17 protein-coding genes are annotated in these 15,034 nt (G+C 64.6%); 7 read left to right on the top strand and 10 right to left on the bottom strand.

Going from position 1 to position 15,034, the window contains the following annotated elements; all coding sequences use genetic code 11:
• The 3 genes from glmS to ACTS1Z_RS04180 form a co-directional block, all read right to left on the bottom strand.
• A partial coding sequence (glmS, locus tag ACTS1Z_RS04190) for a glutamine--fructose-6-phosphate transaminase (isomerizing) (protein ID WP_442623182.1) occupies nucleotides 1–1,760 on the bottom strand: 1,760 nt, incomplete at its 3' end.
• 259 nt (nucleotides 1,761–2,019) lie between these two features.
• A complete protein-coding gene (locus tag ACTS1Z_RS04185; RefSeq protein WP_442623181.1) occupies nucleotides 2,020–2,400 on the bottom strand; it encodes a VOC family protein in 381 nt (126 codons plus the stop codon).
• The gene (locus tag ACTS1Z_RS04180; RefSeq protein WP_442623180.1) at nucleotides 2,397–2,798 is read right to left on the bottom strand and encodes a VOC family protein; all 402 of its coding nucleotides are present in this window, start codon (nucleotides 2,796–2,798) and stop codon (nucleotides 2,397–2,399) included. Before ACTS1Z_RS04180 ends, ACTS1Z_RS04185 begins: the two co-directional genes overlap by 4 nt.
• Nucleotides 2,799–2,949: 151 nt before the next feature.
• On the opposite strand from ACTS1Z_RS04180, the gene soxR reads away from it, so the two are divergent.
• From soxR to ACTS1Z_RS04165, 3 genes are all read left to right on the top strand, one after another.
• Entirely contained in the window at nucleotides 2,950–3,393 is a 444-nt protein-coding gene (soxR, locus tag ACTS1Z_RS04175; protein WP_442623179.1) for a redox-sensitive transcriptional activator SoxR, read from the top strand.
• Between the two features lie 59 nt (nucleotides 3,394–3,452).
• The gene (locus ACTS1Z_RS04170; protein ID WP_442623178.1) at nucleotides 3,453–5,444 is read left to right on the top strand and encodes an alkyl/aryl-sulfatase; all 1,992 of its coding nucleotides are present in this window, start codon (nucleotides 3,453–3,455) and stop codon (nucleotides 5,442–5,444) included.
• Between the two features lie 141 nt (nucleotides 5,445–5,585).
• Complete coding sequence (locus ACTS1Z_RS04165) at nucleotides 5,586–6,059, top strand: hypothetical protein (protein ID WP_442623177.1); 474 nt, start codon at nucleotides 5,586–5,588, stop codon at nucleotides 6,057–6,059.
• A gap of 65 nt (nucleotides 6,060–6,124) precedes the next feature.
• Here the strand turns inward: ACTS1Z_RS04165 and ACTS1Z_RS04160 are convergent, their stop codons facing one another.
• Nucleotides 6,125–6,709 carry an NAD(P)H-dependent oxidoreductase gene (locus tag ACTS1Z_RS04160; protein WP_442623176.1) on the bottom strand — a complete coding sequence of 195 codons (585 nt, stop codon included), beginning with the start codon at nucleotides 6,707–6,709 and terminating at the stop codon, nucleotides 6,125–6,127.
• Nucleotides 6,710–6,716: 7 nt separating this feature from the next.
• A complete protein-coding gene (glmU, locus tag ACTS1Z_RS04155; RefSeq protein WP_442623175.1) occupies nucleotides 6,717–8,090 on the bottom strand; it encodes a bifunctional UDP-N-acetylglucosamine diphosphorylase/glucosamine-1-phosphate N-acetyltransferase GlmU in 1,374 nt (457 codons plus the stop codon).
• A gap of 63 nt (nucleotides 8,091–8,153) precedes the next feature.
• Between glmU and ACTS1Z_RS04150 the strand changes: the two genes are divergently transcribed.
• Nucleotides 8,154–8,828 (top strand): HAD-IA family hydrolase, encoded by a 675-nt coding sequence (locus ACTS1Z_RS04150; RefSeq protein WP_442623174.1) that lies wholly within the window; start codon nucleotides 8,154–8,156, stop codon nucleotides 8,826–8,828.
• Between the two features lie 6 nt (nucleotides 8,829–8,834).
• Here the strand turns inward: ACTS1Z_RS04150 and ACTS1Z_RS04145 are convergent, their stop codons facing one another.
• On the bottom strand, nucleotides 8,835–9,218 hold the full coding sequence (locus ACTS1Z_RS04145) for a hypothetical protein (RefSeq protein WP_442623173.1): 384 nt from the start codon (nucleotides 9,216–9,218) through the stop codon (nucleotides 8,835–8,837).
• 72 nt (nucleotides 9,219–9,290) lie between these two features.
• On the opposite strand from ACTS1Z_RS04145, the gene ACTS1Z_RS04140 reads away from it, so the two are divergent.
• Nucleotides 9,291–9,833 (top strand): TetR/AcrR family transcriptional regulator, encoded by a 543-nt coding sequence (locus ACTS1Z_RS04140; protein WP_442623172.1) that lies wholly within the window; start codon nucleotides 9,291–9,293, stop codon nucleotides 9,831–9,833.
• Between the two features lie 6 nt (nucleotides 9,834–9,839).
• On the opposite strand, the gene ACTS1Z_RS04135 is transcribed toward ACTS1Z_RS04140, so the two are convergent.
• From ACTS1Z_RS04135 to ACTS1Z_RS04120, 4 genes are read right to left on the bottom strand one after another with little or no spacing between them, the layout of a single operon-like run.
• Entirely contained in the window at nucleotides 9,840–10,856 is a 1,017-nt protein-coding gene (locus ACTS1Z_RS04135) for a nucleotidyltransferase domain-containing protein (RefSeq protein WP_442623171.1), read from the bottom strand.
• Entirely contained in the window at nucleotides 10,853–11,713 is an 861-nt protein-coding gene (locus tag ACTS1Z_RS04130) for an HprK-related kinase A (RefSeq protein WP_442623170.1), read from the bottom strand. Before ACTS1Z_RS04130 ends, ACTS1Z_RS04135 begins: the two co-directional genes overlap by 4 nt.
• A complete protein-coding gene (locus ACTS1Z_RS04125) occupies nucleotides 11,710–11,991 on the bottom strand; it encodes an HPr-rel-A system PqqD family peptide chaperone (protein WP_442623169.1) in 282 nt (93 codons plus the stop codon). Before ACTS1Z_RS04125 ends, ACTS1Z_RS04130 begins: the two co-directional genes overlap by 4 nt.
• Before the next feature lie 19 nt (nucleotides 11,992–12,010).
• Complete coding sequence (locus ACTS1Z_RS04120; RefSeq protein WP_442623168.1) at nucleotides 12,011–12,427, bottom strand: hypothetical protein; 417 nt, start codon at nucleotides 12,425–12,427, stop codon at nucleotides 12,011–12,013.
• Between the two features lie 84 nt (nucleotides 12,428–12,511).
• On the opposite strand from ACTS1Z_RS04120, the gene ACTS1Z_RS04115 reads away from it, so the two are divergent.
• Complete coding sequence (locus ACTS1Z_RS04115) at nucleotides 12,512–13,819, top strand: sensor histidine kinase (protein ID WP_442623167.1); 1,308 nt, start codon at nucleotides 12,512–12,514, stop codon at nucleotides 13,817–13,819.
• A gap of 185 nt (nucleotides 13,820–14,004) precedes the next feature.
• Nucleotides 14,005–15,034, top strand: a 1,030-nt coding sequence (locus ACTS1Z_RS04110; protein WP_442623183.1) for a PstC family ABC transporter permease, incomplete at its 3' end; no start/stop codon positions are given.

The following is a 15,034-nucleotide window of genomic DNA, read 5'->3' as shown; positions in this document are numbered from 1 at the left end:
GCCACATGATAGGCGAGCAGCTGCACGGGAATCGCATAGACGAGCGGCGCGATCAGCGGGTGCACCTTCGGCATCTCGATCGTCGCGATCGTCCCCTCGCCTGCCTTGGCGATGCCGTCCGCGTCCGAAATCAGTACGACCTTCGCGCCGCGCGCCTGCGCCTCCTGCATGTTCGACACGGTCTTTTCGAACAGCGGCCCGGACGGCGCGATCACGACCAGCGGCACCGCGTCGTCGATCAACGCGATCGGCCCGTGCTTCATCTCTCCGCTCGCATAGCCTTCGGCGTGTATGTAGCTGATTTCCTTGAGCTTCAGCGCGCCTTCCAGCGCCATCGGATAGTCGGGCCCACGGCCCAGATAGAGCACGTCGCGCGCTTCGGCGATCGTCCCCGCCATGGCGGCGATATCCTCGTCATGGCCGAGCGCGGCATTCATCGCCTCGGGCGCTTCGGACAGGTGCCGGACAATATCGCGTTCCGCGTCCGCATCGAGCTTGCCCTTGGCGCGGGCGAGATTGGTCGCGAAGGCAGCCATCACGGCGAGTTGGCAGGTAAATGCCTTGGTCGATGCGACCCCGATCTCGGGCCCCGCATGGGTCGAAAGCAGCAGATCGACTTCGCGCGCCATCGAGCTCGTCGGCACGTTGATGATGCCGGCAGTCTTTACGCCCGCCTTCCGGCAGTGCTTGAGCGCGGCCAAGGTGTCCGCCGTCTCGCCGGATTGGGAGATGAACAGCGCGAGCTGGTTTTCGGTGAGTACGGGTTCCCGATAGCGGAATTCGGACGCCACATCGACTTCAACCGGCACGCGTGCGAACTGCTCGATCCAGTATTTGCCGATCATCGCGACATAGCTGCTCGTGCCGCAGGCGACGATGGAAATGCGGTCGAAGCCGGCCAGGTCGAATTGCATGTCCGGCAGCGCGACCTGCTCTTCGAGCGGGCGGAGATAGCTTTGCAAAGTCTGGGCGACGACGATCGGCTGCTCGAAAATCTCCTTCTGCATGAAGTGGCGATGATTGCCCTTTTCCATCATCGCCGCCGAGGCGCCGCTTTCGCTGACCGGGCGGGCCGTCAATTCGTCATCGGCATCGTATATCATCGTCGCATCGCGCGTGATGACGACCATGTCGCCTTCTTCGAGATAGCTGATACGTTTGGTGAACGGCGCGAGCGCGAGTGCGTCAGAGCCGAAAAAGCTCTCTCCCTCCCCGTGACCGACCACGAGCGGCGAACCGAGCCGCGCACCGATCAGCATGTCGGGATGGCTTTTGAACATGATGGCAAGCGCGAAGGCTCCGTGCAGCCGGTCGAGCGTCTTGCGCACGGCATCGCGCGGCTCCTCGCCGGCCTCGAGAAATTCGGTGATCAGATGCGCGACGACCTCGGTATCCGTCTCGCTCTCGAATGTACGGCCGCGCGCCAGCAGCTCCTCGCGCAGCTCCTTGAAATTCTCGATGATCCCGTTGTGAACGAGCGCGACCTCGCCCGTGGCATGGGGATGCGCATTGTCCGTCGTCGGCGCGCCATGCGTGGCCCATCGCGTATGGGCGATGCCGACCGCGCCGTCGATCGGATCGGCGGCCAGCACTTTGACGAGATTATCGAGCTTACCCTCCGCCCGGCGGCGCGTAATTGCACCGTCGCTGAGCGTCGCGACCCCGGCGCTGTCATAACCGCGATATTCGAGCCTGCGCAGACCGTCGATCAGCCGCTCGGTAACCGGTGCGGTTCCCAAAATTCCGATAATGCCGCACATAGGCGCCGTTCTTCCCGCATCCAGAGTTTTTGCTATGCAGGCTGTTTAGCCGGAATATGGATAGCATCAAGTAAACACAGGCGCTTGCTTCACATTACTGATCGCAGTCGTATCCGCCGGGGATCTGCGGAGTGCCTTGCCGCCACTTCCCGGATGGCGCTGGCGATAGGCCGACGCGGCAGAGATATCGCAGGTGCGCCCATGGCCATGCTTGACCATCGCCGCGCAAAAGCGCTGCCACCGCGTCCGTTTCGAACGCTCAGGCATAGCTCACCACTTCGAACTCGATGCCGTTCCAGTCGAAGAAATAGAAACGCCGCCCCGGCTCATAGTCGCCATGGCTGAACGGCTCCAACCCCGCCGCGATCACCTTGCGTTCGACGGCATCGAGATCGTCGACGACCACGCCGACATGATTGAGTGGCTTGCCTTTGGAAAAACGCGGGTCGGCGGCTTGCGTTGCCTCGTTCGTATACAGGGCGAGATAGTCGGTCTCGCTGCCGACATGGATCGTTTCGCCGCCAAGCTGCGAAGCGCCCTGCCAGCGGACGTCCCAGCCGAACAGATCGTGCATCAGATCGGCCGAACGCCGCGGGTCGGTCACGGTAATATTCACATGTTCGATACGCGCATCACTCATTTGCTGTTCTCCTTTTCATTGGTCTGCTGACCGATCCGCCAAGGCGGGAAGCGCCGATATTCGCCCGCGCGATACAGGCACAGCCGGTTGCCAGCCGGGTCGCGGAGCCGGGCCTCGCGCCAGCCCCAGCGCTCGTCGCGCGGGCCGCTGTCGAAGGCGATGCCGGCATCGCGGAGCGCGGCCACTGCCTCGTCCAGCGTGTCGATTTCGAAATAAATGACGGTGCTCGCGCCGCGCACGGCGTCGAGTCCATGGATCGAAAAGGTCTCGCCGGTCGGCGTCTCGAACCGCGCATAGCCGGGCGGCGCATCGACGATCTGCGTCAGCCCCAGCCGCCGGTAGAAGGCGACCGAAGCGGCATAGTCGGTACATCCGACGGTTACCTGGTTGAGTCGCACTCGCCCGCTCCCTTGCGCCGTTTCCTCACGTTGCGAGCAGGCCTGACTCTGGGCGGTATTCCCGATGCATTCCTGCTTCGGTTGCCTCTTCTAGAACCTCAAGCTAAGTTGAGGTCAAGCATTGTTTTGAACGGAAGATGCGATCACGGTTATGGCCAAATCCGCTCTGCTCTCTATTGGCGATCTCGCGGCGCGGACCGGGCTCTCGGTCTCGGCGATCCGGTTCTACGAGGATAAGGGCCTCGTCCACCCGCTGCGCAGCGAAGGCGGACAACGGCGTTTCCTGCGATCCGATATCCGGCGCCTGTCCTTCGTGCTGATCGCCCAGCAGCTCGGTCTCTCCATCGGCGAAATCCGGGATCAGCTCGCGAAACTGCCGCAGGGCCGCAACCCGACCCAGCGGGACTGGACGCGGATCAGCACGGCGATCCGCGGCACGATCGATGCGCGGATCGCCGAACTCGAGCGTACGCGCGACCGGCTCGACGGCTGTATCGGCTGCGGCTGCCTGAGCCTCAAGAAATGCCAGCTCTACAATCCCGAGGACCGGGCCGGGCTGCGCGGCCCCGGGCCACGGCATCTCATCGACGGCTGAATGACACGGCGCCGGCTTTCCGGCATAATCCGATATTGGACGGTTGAGGGAGCCGGGGCATGAAAACGGGTTACGCATTCTTTCTTTCCATCGGCGTTGGCGGGGCGATGCTGGCATCGGCCGCGTTCGCCCAATCTTCGGACAACGGCATTCGCACCGCACCGCCGCCCGGCATCGCGACGGACGCGACGCGGCAGGCCAACGCCGCGGTGGCCGAGCGCCTCCCGCTTACCGACGAAGCCGATTTCATCGATGCGCGGCGCGGGCGCATCGCGCAGATCGAAGCCGACGCCATCCGCGCCGAAGACGGTTCGGTGGTCTGGCCCATCGCGGCGCGGGCGTTTCTGGAGAGCGATGCGCCCGACACGGCCAATCCCTCGCTCTGGCGGCAATCGATACTTGCGGCCGAGCACGGGCTGTTCGAGGTGACCGAGGGCATCTGGCAGGTGCGCGGCTACGATCTTTCGGTGATGACGATTATCGAGGGCGAAACGGGCTGGATCATCGTCGATCCGCTGACGACCACCGAAACCGCCGCCGCCGCGCTCGCGCTCGTGCAGGAAACGCTGGGCGAGCGACCGGTCACCGGCATGCTCTACACCCATTCGCATGCCGACCATTTTGGCGGCGCACGCGGGATCATCGACGAGGCCGAGATCGCCGCGCGCAGCGTGCCGGTGCTCGCGCCGATCGGCTTTTCCGAAACCGCCGTCGCGGAGAATCTGCTCGCCGGCCCGCATATGAGCCGCCGCGCGACCCTGATGTTCGGCCAAGTCATTCCCCCCGGCGCCAGCGCCCATATCGGCTCCGGCCTCGGCCCGGGCATCCCGCAGGGCACGGTCAGCCTCGTCCTGCCGACCGAGGAGATCGAAGGCCGGGGCACGCGGCGCACGATCGATGGTGTGGAGTTCGAATTTATCGATGCGGCCGGCACCGAAGCGCCCGCCGAGTTCATGTTCTACCTGCCCGAACACCGCGCCTTGCACACGGCCGAGGTCGCCACCGCCACGCTCCACAACGTCCTCACGATGCGCGGGGCGCAGGTGCGCGACGCGCTCGCCTGGAGCCGCGCAATCGATCATGTGCTGATCGAATATGGCGACCGCTCGGACGTCGTGCTCGCCTCGCATCACTGGCCAAGCTGGGGCACGAAAAACGTCACGCTCTTTCTCACCGGCCAGCGCGATATCTACCGCTATATCCACGATCAGACGCTGCGCCGGGCGAATAGCGGCGCGACGATGGTCGAAGCGGCCGAGGCCATCGCCGAACCGACCTTTTCGCGTCAGGCGTTCGATACGCGCGGTTACTACGGGACGCTCAATCACAATGCCAAGGCAGTGTACCAGCATTATTTCGGTTGGTGGGGCGGCGTGATGGCCGAGTTTCACCGGCTGCCGCACGAGCAATCCGCCGCACGCTATGTCGAGGCGATGGGCGGCCGCGATGCTATACTCGCGCGCGGCATCGCCGCCTTCGATGCTGGCGACTATCGCTGGGCGGCGGAAGTGCTCAACCATCTGGTGTTTGCCGCGCCCGACGACGAACAGGGGCGAAACTGGCTCGCCGCCACCTACGAACAGCTCGGTTTCCAGGCCGAAAGCGGGCCTTGGCGCAGCTATTATCTCGGCGCGGCGAGCGAGCTGCGTAACGGCGTGCCCGATACGGGCGGCGCGCGGCTCGGCAATGCCGATTTCCTGCGCGCCGTGCCGACGCTCGATCTGTTCGACATGCTGGCGAGCCGCTACGCACCAGAGCGATTCCAGCATAGCGAATTTACGCTGAACTTTGTCTTCACCGATACCGCGGAAACCATCGGGGTCGAGATTGGCCCGAGCGTGATTGTGCCCCGCGAGCGCGCGGCGCAAAACCCGCGCGCAACAGTTACACTCGATCGCGCGAGCTTCGAGGCAATGCTGCTGGGAACGGTTCGCCCATTTGCCCTCGCAGAATCAGGCGCGATGGAAATCGATGGAAACTGGACGGCGCTATATGATTTTCTCGGCCTGCTCGAACAGCCCGAATTCTGGTTTGCCACTGCAACACCCTGAGTCATTGCACCTTTTCTAGGCTTTGTGACTTATCCGTAACGATCTGCTAGCCTCGCGCCTGCGAGCCGGGCGACCGTGGCGTTTCTCGAGCGGCGCGTGTCCGAGCGAAGAGCCGGACGATTGGGGAATTGGGAGAGAATAATGAAAAACCTATATGGGGCGGCACTCGCCGCCGCATTGTGCTGCGCATCTGCGGCCAATGCCGAGAATTTCACTTATGAAATCACGTGGGGCGATGTGAACATGGTCGGCGGTATCGGCGCCGACGGGACATGGGGCCGCGGCGGATCGGTCGAGGGCACATATGTCACAACACTGGAGGACGACAGTACCGTCAACGGCGCGATCCGGTGCGTCGGCATGGATCAGGCACCATCGGCCACGATGTTCGCGGTCATGCTCGCCTGCGACGCTGTGCGGGACGGTGCGGCCGATGCGACCACAATCGCCTATGGCTGCAACTATATCGGCGATCCCGGGCCCGACACGCCCCTTGGCTGCGTCGGCGGAATCCGCTTCGCCGGCGGCGCCACCGGCGAAGTGCGCCGCGGTTCGGTGACCATGCACTGGCACAGCGCCACCGAAGCCCATGGCACGGGCCAATGGTATGAATGATGTCTGACTAGCGGTTGCGCCGCATCGGCCCCCTCATATCGGAGGGGTGCCGGTGCGGCCTGCTGTTATCCTGCCGCGTCACGGCCCATGCGCGTAGCGCGTTCAATCCAACTTTCGATTTTCTCGCTCTTGGCCGTTTTGACCGGGCCGATCTGCACGATCTTTTTCACCTCGATTCCGCAGAAGCCGAGGACCTGATTCTTCATGACGCGCCGGCCCGGTTTGCGGTTCTTTAGCGTATCGTACCATGGCGGGGTGTCCGAAGTGATCATCGCATCGGCGGTCCTGCCGGTCAGCAGCCTGTCCCAGCCCAGCCCCTCGTCATGATATTTGAACGCGAAACCGGGAACGAGCGCCCGGTCCAAGACCGCCTTCGCCCGGCCCGGCATCGCGCCCCACCAATAGGGGTGAACGAAAAACAGGTGATCGGCCCGGGCGATATTGTCCTGCCAGGCTTGCAGATCTGGCTCCAGCGGCACGCGTTCCCCGGTATAACCGGCGAAGTCGCTGTCGAATTCCATCGCGCTGAGCTTCTGCACACGGACATCCGCCCCACCCTCTTCCGCGCCCGCCACATAAGCATCCGCCAGCGCATCGCTCAACGAGCCCGAGCGCGGATGCGCAGACCAGACGAATATCTTCCTTGGCATTCCGGCGTTACTCTTGAGCCTTCTTCTTCCGCATCGCGTCCCGGAACTTCTTCGCCCAACCGGGTTTCGCGCTTTGCTCGCCGCGCGCGAGCGCGAGTGCGTCGGCCTCGACATCCTTCGTCACCACCGATCCCGCACCGACAATCGCACCCTCGCCGATCTTCACCGGGGCGACCAGCGCGCTGTTCGAGCCGATAAACGCCCCTGCCCCGATCTCCGTTTGATATTTGAAAAAGCCGTCGTAATTGCACGTGATCGTGCCCGCGCCGATATTAGCGTTGGCGCCGACCGTCGCGTCGCCGAGATAGGTGAGGTGGCTGGCCTTGGCGCCCTCGCCGAGCACCGCCTTTTTCATCTCGACGAAATTGCCGACCTTCGCGCCCTTCTCCATCACCGCGCCCGGGCGCAGCCGCGCATAGGGGCCGACCGAACAGCCTTCGCCGATGCTCGCGCCCTCGATATGGCTGAAGGCATGGATCGTCGCGCCATCGGCCACCTTGGCGCCGGGCCCAAACCGGACCTGCGGCTCGATCGTCACGTCGCGGCCGATCTTCGTATCGTGGCTGAACCAGACGGTGGATGGATCGACGAGCGTCGCGCCCTCCGCCATCGCGTCGGCCCGCTTGCGCTCCTGCCAGTCGCGTTCGACCGCGGCGAGTTCGGCGCGGCTGTTGATCCCGGCGACCTCCCAAGGTTCGGTCTCGATGACGGCGCTGTGTCGCCCGTCCGCCTGCGCCACCATCACCATGTCGGGCAGATAATATTCGCCCTGCGCATTGTCGTTCCCGACCCGATCGAGCAGCGCAAACATGTCGTCCGCCTTCGCCGCGATAAGGCCAGAATTGCACAGGGTTACGACGCGTTCCGCATCGCTCGCATCCTTATATTCGACCATCTTTTCGATCCGCCCGGAAGCGTCGGCGACGATCCGGCCATAGGCCAGCGGATCGTCGGGCCGGAAGCCGAGCACGACACAGGCCGGTTCATCCGCCTGCAACCGGTGCAGCATCCGCGCGACCGTCTCGGCGCGCACCATCGGCACGTCACCGAAACAGGCGAGCACCATGCCATCGAACCCGGCCAGCGCCCCGCGCGCCTGCAATACAGCATGGCCAGTGCCGAGTTGTTGCTCCTGCACGGCGACGGCGGCGCCGCGCTCCGTAACGAAGGGTTCGACTTCCTCGCGGCCCGCACCCAGCACGACGACCATCTTCTTCGGCGTGAGCGTCGCCAGCTCGTCCATCAGATGGCCGAGCATCGGCTTGCCAGCGATCGGATGGAGCACCTTGTGGCGCGCCGATTTCATGCGCGTGCCCTTGCCCGCGGCCAGGATGACGGCGGCGAAGGGACCGGACGGCGTAATGTCTGCGCTGTCGCTCATTGCGCTCGGCGGTCTGCCAGCAAATGCTTGCCATTTCCATAGGGCAGACGGCATGGCGCGGGGATGACGCAACCGCCCTTGCCTTTCAACCTGATCGGTTTCGATCTCGACGGCACTTTGCTCGACACAAGCGACGAGCTGACCGTCTCGCTCAACCATGCGCTCGCGACCGAGGGCCGGCCGCCGCTATCGCAGGAAAAGGTGCGGCCGATGATCGGTCTCGGGGCGAAGCATATGCTGGACATGGGGTTGCAGGCGTCGGGGGAGAGCGACGATGCACTGGTCGACAAATTGCTTCCCATACTCGTCGATCATTATGACGCACATCTGGGATCGGGATCGCCGCCCTTCCCCGGATTGCTCGAGGCCATGGACGCGCTCGCCGAGCGAGGCGCACGCTTCGCGGTCGTGACCAACAAATATGAACGGCTCGCGGTAAAGCTGTTGAAAGCCAAGGGATTCGACCATCGCTTCGCGGCGGTCATCGGCGGCGATACGGTACCGGGCAAACGCAAGCCGGACGCCGCGCCGATCCGCGCGATGATCGAGCGATCCGGCGGCGGCTGCGCGGCCTTCGTCGGCGATTCGATTTACGACGTCGATGCGGCACGCGGGGCTGGCATCCCGAGCGTGGCCGTCAGCTTCGGCTTTCTCCACCAGCCGGTCGAGGAGCTGGGCGCCGATGCCGTCATCCACCATTATGATGAGCTGGTGCCGACTCTGCTGAAGCTGCGTTAGATGCCGTCAGGCTGCTTCTACCGCACCAACGCCGATCAACAGGACAGCCGCTGCCAGCAGCATCCAGCCGAAATGCCGGCCCCGCGTGCCCCAGAGATTGGCGATCGCCCCGAATGAGTAGAAGCCTGCCACGAAAATGCTGGTCGTCAGCCGTGCCGCTGGATCCGCCCACAACGCCGCACCGATCAACGCGATACCGCCAGCCAGCCAGCAATATGTGCTGAACTGCAGGAGCAGAGGAAAGAGCCGCATTATCGAGGGGGCAATGCCATCATGCCGGCCCGCCGCCGCCAGCAACGGCTGAGTCATCAGGCGATGCGTGAGCACGCCGTGCACGATTGCGGTCGTTATGCCGATCACGCCGGCAAGAATTAGAGCCATATCTTCCATATCAACCTCCATACACAAATGTATGGTGCCCCGCCTCTTGGCAATTGTCAATACACATGTGTATGGTACTGCATGATGAGCAAACTGAGCCGGGCTGACTGGATCAAGCACGCAACACAGATGTTGACCGAAAACGGGCACAGCGCGTTGCGCGCGCAACCGCTCGCCAAGTCGCTCGGCGTTACGCGTGGCAGCTTCTACTGGCATTTCCGCGATGTGGGGGCGCTCGAATCGGCCGTGCTTGAAAGCTGGTCGCGGCGATCGACAGAGATCGTAATCCGGCGCTTGGGGAAGGACGCGCCCGCGGGCGAACGGCTCAAGACGCTGATCAAGCAGGCCTTCAACAGCGATATGCGGCTCGAACGCGCCATTCGCTCATGGGCGCTGATCGACCGGAATGCCGGCGCGGCGGTGGCCGCCGTGGACCGCCGCCGGATCGGTTACATCGAGAGTTTGCTCCGCGAAATCGAAGTACCCAAGGCGGCGCTCCGATCGCGGGCGCTGATGGTCTATTGGGCCAGTCTCGGCCGGCTGATGATTGCGGATGAAAGGCTTCGAAAAATGGCCGCGCGGGATATCGAAATGATGGTCGACCTGATCACCGCGCACGACTGAGCCCCATCACCCCTTACGCCATTTCGTCCAGAGGTGCCGCGCCAGCATCAGCGGCGGCATGCGGAGCCAGTGGGAGCGCCCATAGAAAGCCAGGCGCAGTCCCTTGCGCGTCTCGCCGCCCCAATTGTCACGCGCGAGCAGACGGCGGACATAGAGTGCGTCGGCGGCCCGCGTCTCGCCCGCGACATCGCCATCGATGGGCGTTTCGTAAAGCCTTTCCGCGAGACGCAGTGCCCGGGCGACGGGCTTTGTCAATTCGTGCCGGTCCGCCCGTTCGCCAAGCGCCTGCCAAAACCCCTCCCGCTCTCCGAAATCGCGGAGCAGCCGGTCGATATCCCAGAGGTTGCGTAGGCCACCCGCCAGATCGCCATCGGCGAAGAGATGCGCGGCGGCATGGCAGATCATATCGGGCGGCGAAAGGATGCGCAGGCCGTCATCGAGCGCTTCGCTGTCGGCGATCATCGCAGCCGCATCGGGCGTCGGTTTCGCGGTCAGCGGCAGCACCGTATGATGCACATCGATCATCCGGTCGCGATCCTTGTGGATCAGCGGCGGCAGCTCGTGCATGTGATCGCGATAATAGGCGTCGTCATAGTCGTCCTCTTTCACCCATTCCCAGCCGCCGCACTCGATCAGCCCGCGCTCGACCGCGTCCAGCGCTTCGCGGCGGACGAGGATATCGAGATCGCCGATCGAGCGGCCCACGCCTGCCGACAGACCGGCCGCCACATAGGCCGTGCCCTTGAGCAGTACGACCGGTTCGCCGAGCGGCGCGAGGACGCGGCGCGCCATTTCCGCCTCCCACAGCGCCTGGCGCCGGCCATGCTCGATCGAGCGCCGCGCATCGGCGCAGATGCGGGCGACCGCGTCCGGCAGGTCGAGACCATCGAGCCGATGCGCGAGCGTGCCCATCAGCTGTTCCGCGCGTGCCATGGCGATTAGCGCGGTCCAGCCGGCCGAATCGAGGCCGGCGGTCGATGCCGGATCGGTCAGCGCGCGGACGAGAGGCCTCGCATCGGTCATTTCGCCAGCTCCGCCCAAAGCCGTTCGACGCTGTCGACGGCGCTTTCGGTGTCGGGATAGTCGACGGCCCGGCTCGGCACGGTGGTCACCAAACCCGACAGCGCATCGAAACCCGCCTCGCCCAGCGTGACATAGTTGGTCGACGCCTGGGTCAGCCGCACGAATATCTCGGCCTGGCCGATCTCGCGGATATCGGGCGCATGACCGAAACGCGGGAAGAGCAGCAGAGCGGGCCGCGCGGGCTCGTGCATCTTCGCCACGGCATCGTCGGGCGGGCGTAAATGGCGGATATCGCCCTTCGGCGTATCGCGCATCAGCGGCCCGAGGCGGCTGGCGTCCACACTGCCTTCGAACAGGGCGATCGCCTCATTCTTGAGGCTGACGAGACGGGGGAACGGGTGGATCGCGCCGCTGTCCAGATCGACCAGCGCGAACTCGTCGCCCATGAACCGCCAGCCGCGTTCGCCGAGTAACGCGGAGAGCGTCGATTTCCCCGCGCCGGATTCGCCGGTCATCAGCAGCGCCTTGCCATCGCGCTCGACAGCCGAGGCGTGGAGCAACAGAAAGCGCCGCTGGCCCAGCGCCATCTGCAGGTTCATGCCCATTTCCGCGCCGAGCATCCCGTGCGCGAGCGAGAGCGGCGCGGCATCGGGCAGCATATAGTCGCCGCCGATCATCACCGAGGGGCGCAGGAACCGCCGCCAGAAGCACCGGGCGAACAGGCGGACGGTGAAGTCGGGAATGTCCGGCTCTGGATAGCCCGTGTACAGCGCCGCCATCTGATCGAGCGGCCGGCGCCAATCCGATCCGATCCGGAAGGCGGCCGGCCCGACCTGCACGCGAAATTCGTGCTTCATGGCCGCCACACCAGTCCGGCCGTTTCGAGTTCGGCGAGCCGCGCATCGAGCGCCGCGGCGAGATCGTCCGCCTCCCCGAAATCATAGTCGCGCTGAAGCCGCGCGAGCAGCGCTCCCGCACTCGCATCGCCCTCCTCCAGCGCTTCGAGTATCTGCGGTGCGGGCGGGGCGACGATATGGGTGAGCCCGGACGGGCGGTGGAAGATGAGCGCGACGCCGTCGAGCATCACCATGCGCCGGGCCTCGGGCGGATCGGCGCGATAGGGTGCGTCGGTCATGACGGTTTCCGGTGGAGCGTCAGCTCCGCGACATCTGGATCGATGCGTAACAGGTGAAGCCGCTCATGCCGGACTGCAGGCGGCGGATATAGTTGGTATAGGCCTGGCTCTGCTCATAGCCGTAACCCGGAATGGTGCCACCGCCCAAAACGGCATCGCGCACTTCTTCGCCGATCAGGTTGCGGCCCGGCGGCGGGAAAGCGCCCGGCGTGCCCGGCGGGACGACCGAACCGTCGGCGGCGATGTAATTGCCCATGCGCGCGGGATCGGGGATCGGGATTTCGCAGGCCATGATCGACACCTGCGCCTGGGCCAGCGCGGGGCGGACCGTGACGACGGTGGACGCAGCGGCGGCGCCGAGCGCCAGCACCTGACGCCGGCCGGGCTTTGCCGGGCCCTTGGCTTCGGGCGTATCGTCTTCGCGCTTCTCGCTCATGCCGTCCTTCCCGGATTTGCCCTGCTACGCGCCAATTCCATCCTGTACTGGCGAGTGTAACATAACAACTGTATTACATGCTCAATGGGCCAGATAACGCCTCTTCGCGCCGTTGTCGCGCTGTTAACCACTTTTGGCCTCGGTTTCCTCGCTTATACGCTGGGCGCGCCGCCGCTTCCGGCGATCCTCGCCGCGCTGGGCGGGTTGCTGGGCGGAATCGCCCTGACTTTCGCCAACATTGCGGAACGCGAGGAGCCGGAAGAGGAAGAACCGGCGCCGGCCGAACCGGCGTTCGACGAATCGCAGCTGCCGACGCTCGAACAGCTGATGAACGCGATCGACGATCCCAACATGCTGATCGTCGGGCGGCGCGTGGAGCGCGCTAACCCGGCCGCGCTCGCCCTGCTCGGCACGCATATCGTCGGCGAGGATGTCCGGCTCGCGATCCGCCATCCTGCCGCCGCGGACCGGCTGACCGGCGAAGCGGGGGCCGAAGAGTCGCGCGTCGCGATGGAGCTCGTCGGGATCGGCGAGCGCGAGCGCCCCTGGGAGCTGATCATTCACGAACTCAAGGGCAATGCGCGGTTCGTGCGCCTTGCCGACCGCAGCAGCGCGCATGCGGCCGAAAAGATGCGCGCGGATTTCGTCGCCAATGCCAGCCACGAACTGCGCACGCCGCTCGCCTCGCTGCTCGGCTATATCGAGACGCTGCAGGACGGCGCGGCAAAGGAGAAGAAGACGCGCAACCGCTTCCTCAAGATCATGCATGGCGAGGCGAGCCGGATGCAGCGGCTGATCGGCGATCTCATGTCGCTCTCCCGGATCGAATCGGAAAAATACCGGGCGCCAGCCGACGAAATCGAGCTCGGGCCGCTGATTCAGGAAGCCTGTATCGCGATCTGCGCCGAACAGGGCGTCGAGCAGGATCGCGTCGAGATACGCGCGCCCCCCGAACCGGTCACGATTGCCGGCGATCGGGTCCAGATCACGCAGCTCGTCAGCAATCTCGTCGGCAATGCACTTAAATATGGCGACCAGGAATCGCCCGTGACCGTCCGCTATCGGCCGATCTCCGACGACATGATGCGGCTCACGGTCGAGGATCGCGGCGAAGGCATCGCGCCCGAACATCTTCCGCGTCTCACCGAGCGTTTCTACCGCGTCGATCCGGGCCGCAGCCGCTCGCTCGGCGGCACAGGTCTCGGTCTCGCCATCGTCAAGCACATTGTCGAACGGCATCGCGGCCGGCTGACGGTCGAAAGCGAAGTCGGCAAGGGCACGAAGGTCAGCGTCGATCTGCCCAAAAAACCTCTGTCGATGTCATCTTCTCGTAACGACAATGTCACAAAGGCTGAGCGGCCGTTAATGGTCGCCATGCGTGATTCGCGATAGCCGGGTAACGGATGGGGTCGTGGGGGTTCTCGCAACAAGCGAATACACGGTCGGCACCGAAGCCGGACGCTGTCTAAGAGCCTGACAAGATCGATTTTTCCGGCTGGGATGCCGGTTGCGAAAGGGATTTGAACGGAACCGTGTCGATCTTCTTCCTGTTCCTGCTGGTAATAGGCCTGGGTGCGATGAGCTGGTTCGCCGCGCGCATGCGCGCGGCGCAGCTGAGACCCATCGACGGGCTGCGCGCCCATTCGCTGCCCAGCTATCATGGCTGGTACGTCGCGCTCTGGCTCGGCGTTCCCGCGCTGATCTTCCTGTCTATCTGGGCGATCGTGATGCCCGGCATGGTCGAACAGTCGGTGCTGACCAGCCCTGCGGCCGACATTCTCCCGGACTCCGAGATCGAACGCACCGCCATTTTGGGCGAGGCCCGCGCCTTGGCCAACGGGTCGCTGAGCGTGGCATTCAATCCCGAAGCCCAGGAACTCGTTCCGGCCTATCAGGAAGCGTCTTCATTCTACCGCGTCATCGGCACGGTCGCGACGCTCCTGCTGGCATTCGCCTGCGGCGCCTTCGCTTTCCTGCGCGTGCGGCCCGATTTCCGCGCGCGCAACCGCGTCGAGCGGGTCGTGATGTGGGTGCTGCTGATCGCCTCGCTGATCGCGATTCTCACGACCGTCGGCATCGTCGCCTCGCTGTTATTCGAAACGATCCGCTTCTTCGACCGCATATCGCCGGTCGAATTCATCTTCGGCACGCAATGGAGCCCGACTTCGACGACGTTCAGCGACGATCCGGGTTCGTTCGGCGCGATACCACTCTTCTGGGGCACGATCCTGATCGGCGCGATCATCGCGATGATCGTCGCGATACCGTTGGGCCTGATGAGCGCGGTGTATCTTACGCAATATGCGCCGGCGCGCGTGCGCTCGGTGATGAAGCCGGTGCTGGAAATTCTCGCCGGTGTCCCGACCGTCGTCTACGGATATTTCGCGGCGCTGACCGTGGCGCCGGCGGTTCGCGACTTTGCGGTCAACGTGCTCGGCGTAAGCAGCGCCTCGTCCGAGTCCGCGCTCGCCGCCGGTGTCGTGATGGGCGTCATGATCATTCCGTTCGTCTCCTCGATGGCCGACGATTCACTGGCCGCCGTGCCCGGTGCCATGCGCGACGGCAGCCTCGCCATGGGCGCGACCAATTCGGAAACGATCAAGCGCG

The sequence above is a fragment of the Parasphingopyxis sp. genome, assembly GCF_052168295.1.
Lineage (GTDB): Bacteria > Pseudomonadota > Alphaproteobacteria > Sphingomonadales > Sphingomonadaceae > Parasphingopyxis.
Note: the sequence above shows the minus strand (reverse complement) of the source record. Positions and strands in the feature narration are given on the sequence as shown.

What these genes read in the sequence shown, in the direction of transcription:
- ACTS1Z_RS04150 (WP_442623174.1), top strand. Translation starts at nt 8,154, where the DNA reads ATGACGCAACCGCCCTTGCCTTTCAACCTGATCGGTTTCGATCTCGAC.
- ACTS1Z_RS04115 (WP_442623167.1), top strand. Translation starts at nt 12,512, where the DNA reads ATGGGCCAGATAACGCCTCTTCGCGCCGTTGTCGCGCTGTTAACCACT.
- ACTS1Z_RS04185 (WP_442623181.1), bottom strand. Translation starts at nt 2,400, where the DNA reads ATGAGTGATGCGCGTATCGAACATGTGAATATTACCGTGACCGACCCG.
- ACTS1Z_RS04120 (WP_442623168.1), bottom strand. Translation starts at nt 12,427, where the DNA reads ATGAGCGAGAAGCGCGAAGACGATACGCCCGAAGCCAAGGGCCCGGCA.
- ACTS1Z_RS04165 (WP_442623177.1), top strand. Translation starts at nt 5,586, where the DNA reads ATGAAAAACCTATATGGGGCGGCACTCGCCGCCGCATTGTGCTGCGCA.
- ACTS1Z_RS04125 (WP_442623169.1), bottom strand. Translation starts at nt 11,991, where the DNA reads ATGACCGACGCACCCTATCGCGCCGATCCGCCCGAGGCCCGGCGCATG.
- soxR (WP_442623179.1), top strand. Translation starts at nt 2,950, where the DNA reads ATGGCCAAATCCGCTCTGCTCTCTATTGGCGATCTCGCGGCGCGGACC.
- ACTS1Z_RS04135 (WP_442623171.1), bottom strand. Translation starts at nt 10,856, where the DNA reads ATGACCGATGCGAGGCCTCTCGTCCGCGCGCTGACCGATCCGGCATCG.
- ACTS1Z_RS04145 (WP_442623173.1), bottom strand. Translation starts at nt 9,218, where the DNA reads ATGGAAGATATGGCTCTAATTCTTGCCGGCGTGATCGGCATAACGACC.
- glmU (WP_442623175.1), bottom strand. Translation starts at nt 8,090, where the DNA reads ATGAGCGACAGCGCAGACATTACGCCGTCCGGTCCCTTCGCCGCCGTC.
- ACTS1Z_RS04140 (WP_442623172.1), top strand. Translation starts at nt 9,291, where the DNA reads ATGATGAGCAAACTGAGCCGGGCTGACTGGATCAAGCACGCAACACAG.
- ACTS1Z_RS04170 (WP_442623178.1), top strand. Translation starts at nt 3,453, where the DNA reads ATGAAAACGGGTTACGCATTCTTTCTTTCCATCGGCGTTGGCGGGGCG.
- ACTS1Z_RS04160 (WP_442623176.1), bottom strand. Translation starts at nt 6,709, where the DNA reads ATGCCAAGGAAGATATTCGTCTGGTCTGCGCATCCGCGCTCGGGCTCG.
- ACTS1Z_RS04130 (WP_442623170.1), bottom strand. Translation starts at nt 11,713, where the DNA reads ATGAAGCACGAATTTCGCGTGCAGGTCGGGCCGGCCGCCTTCCGGATC.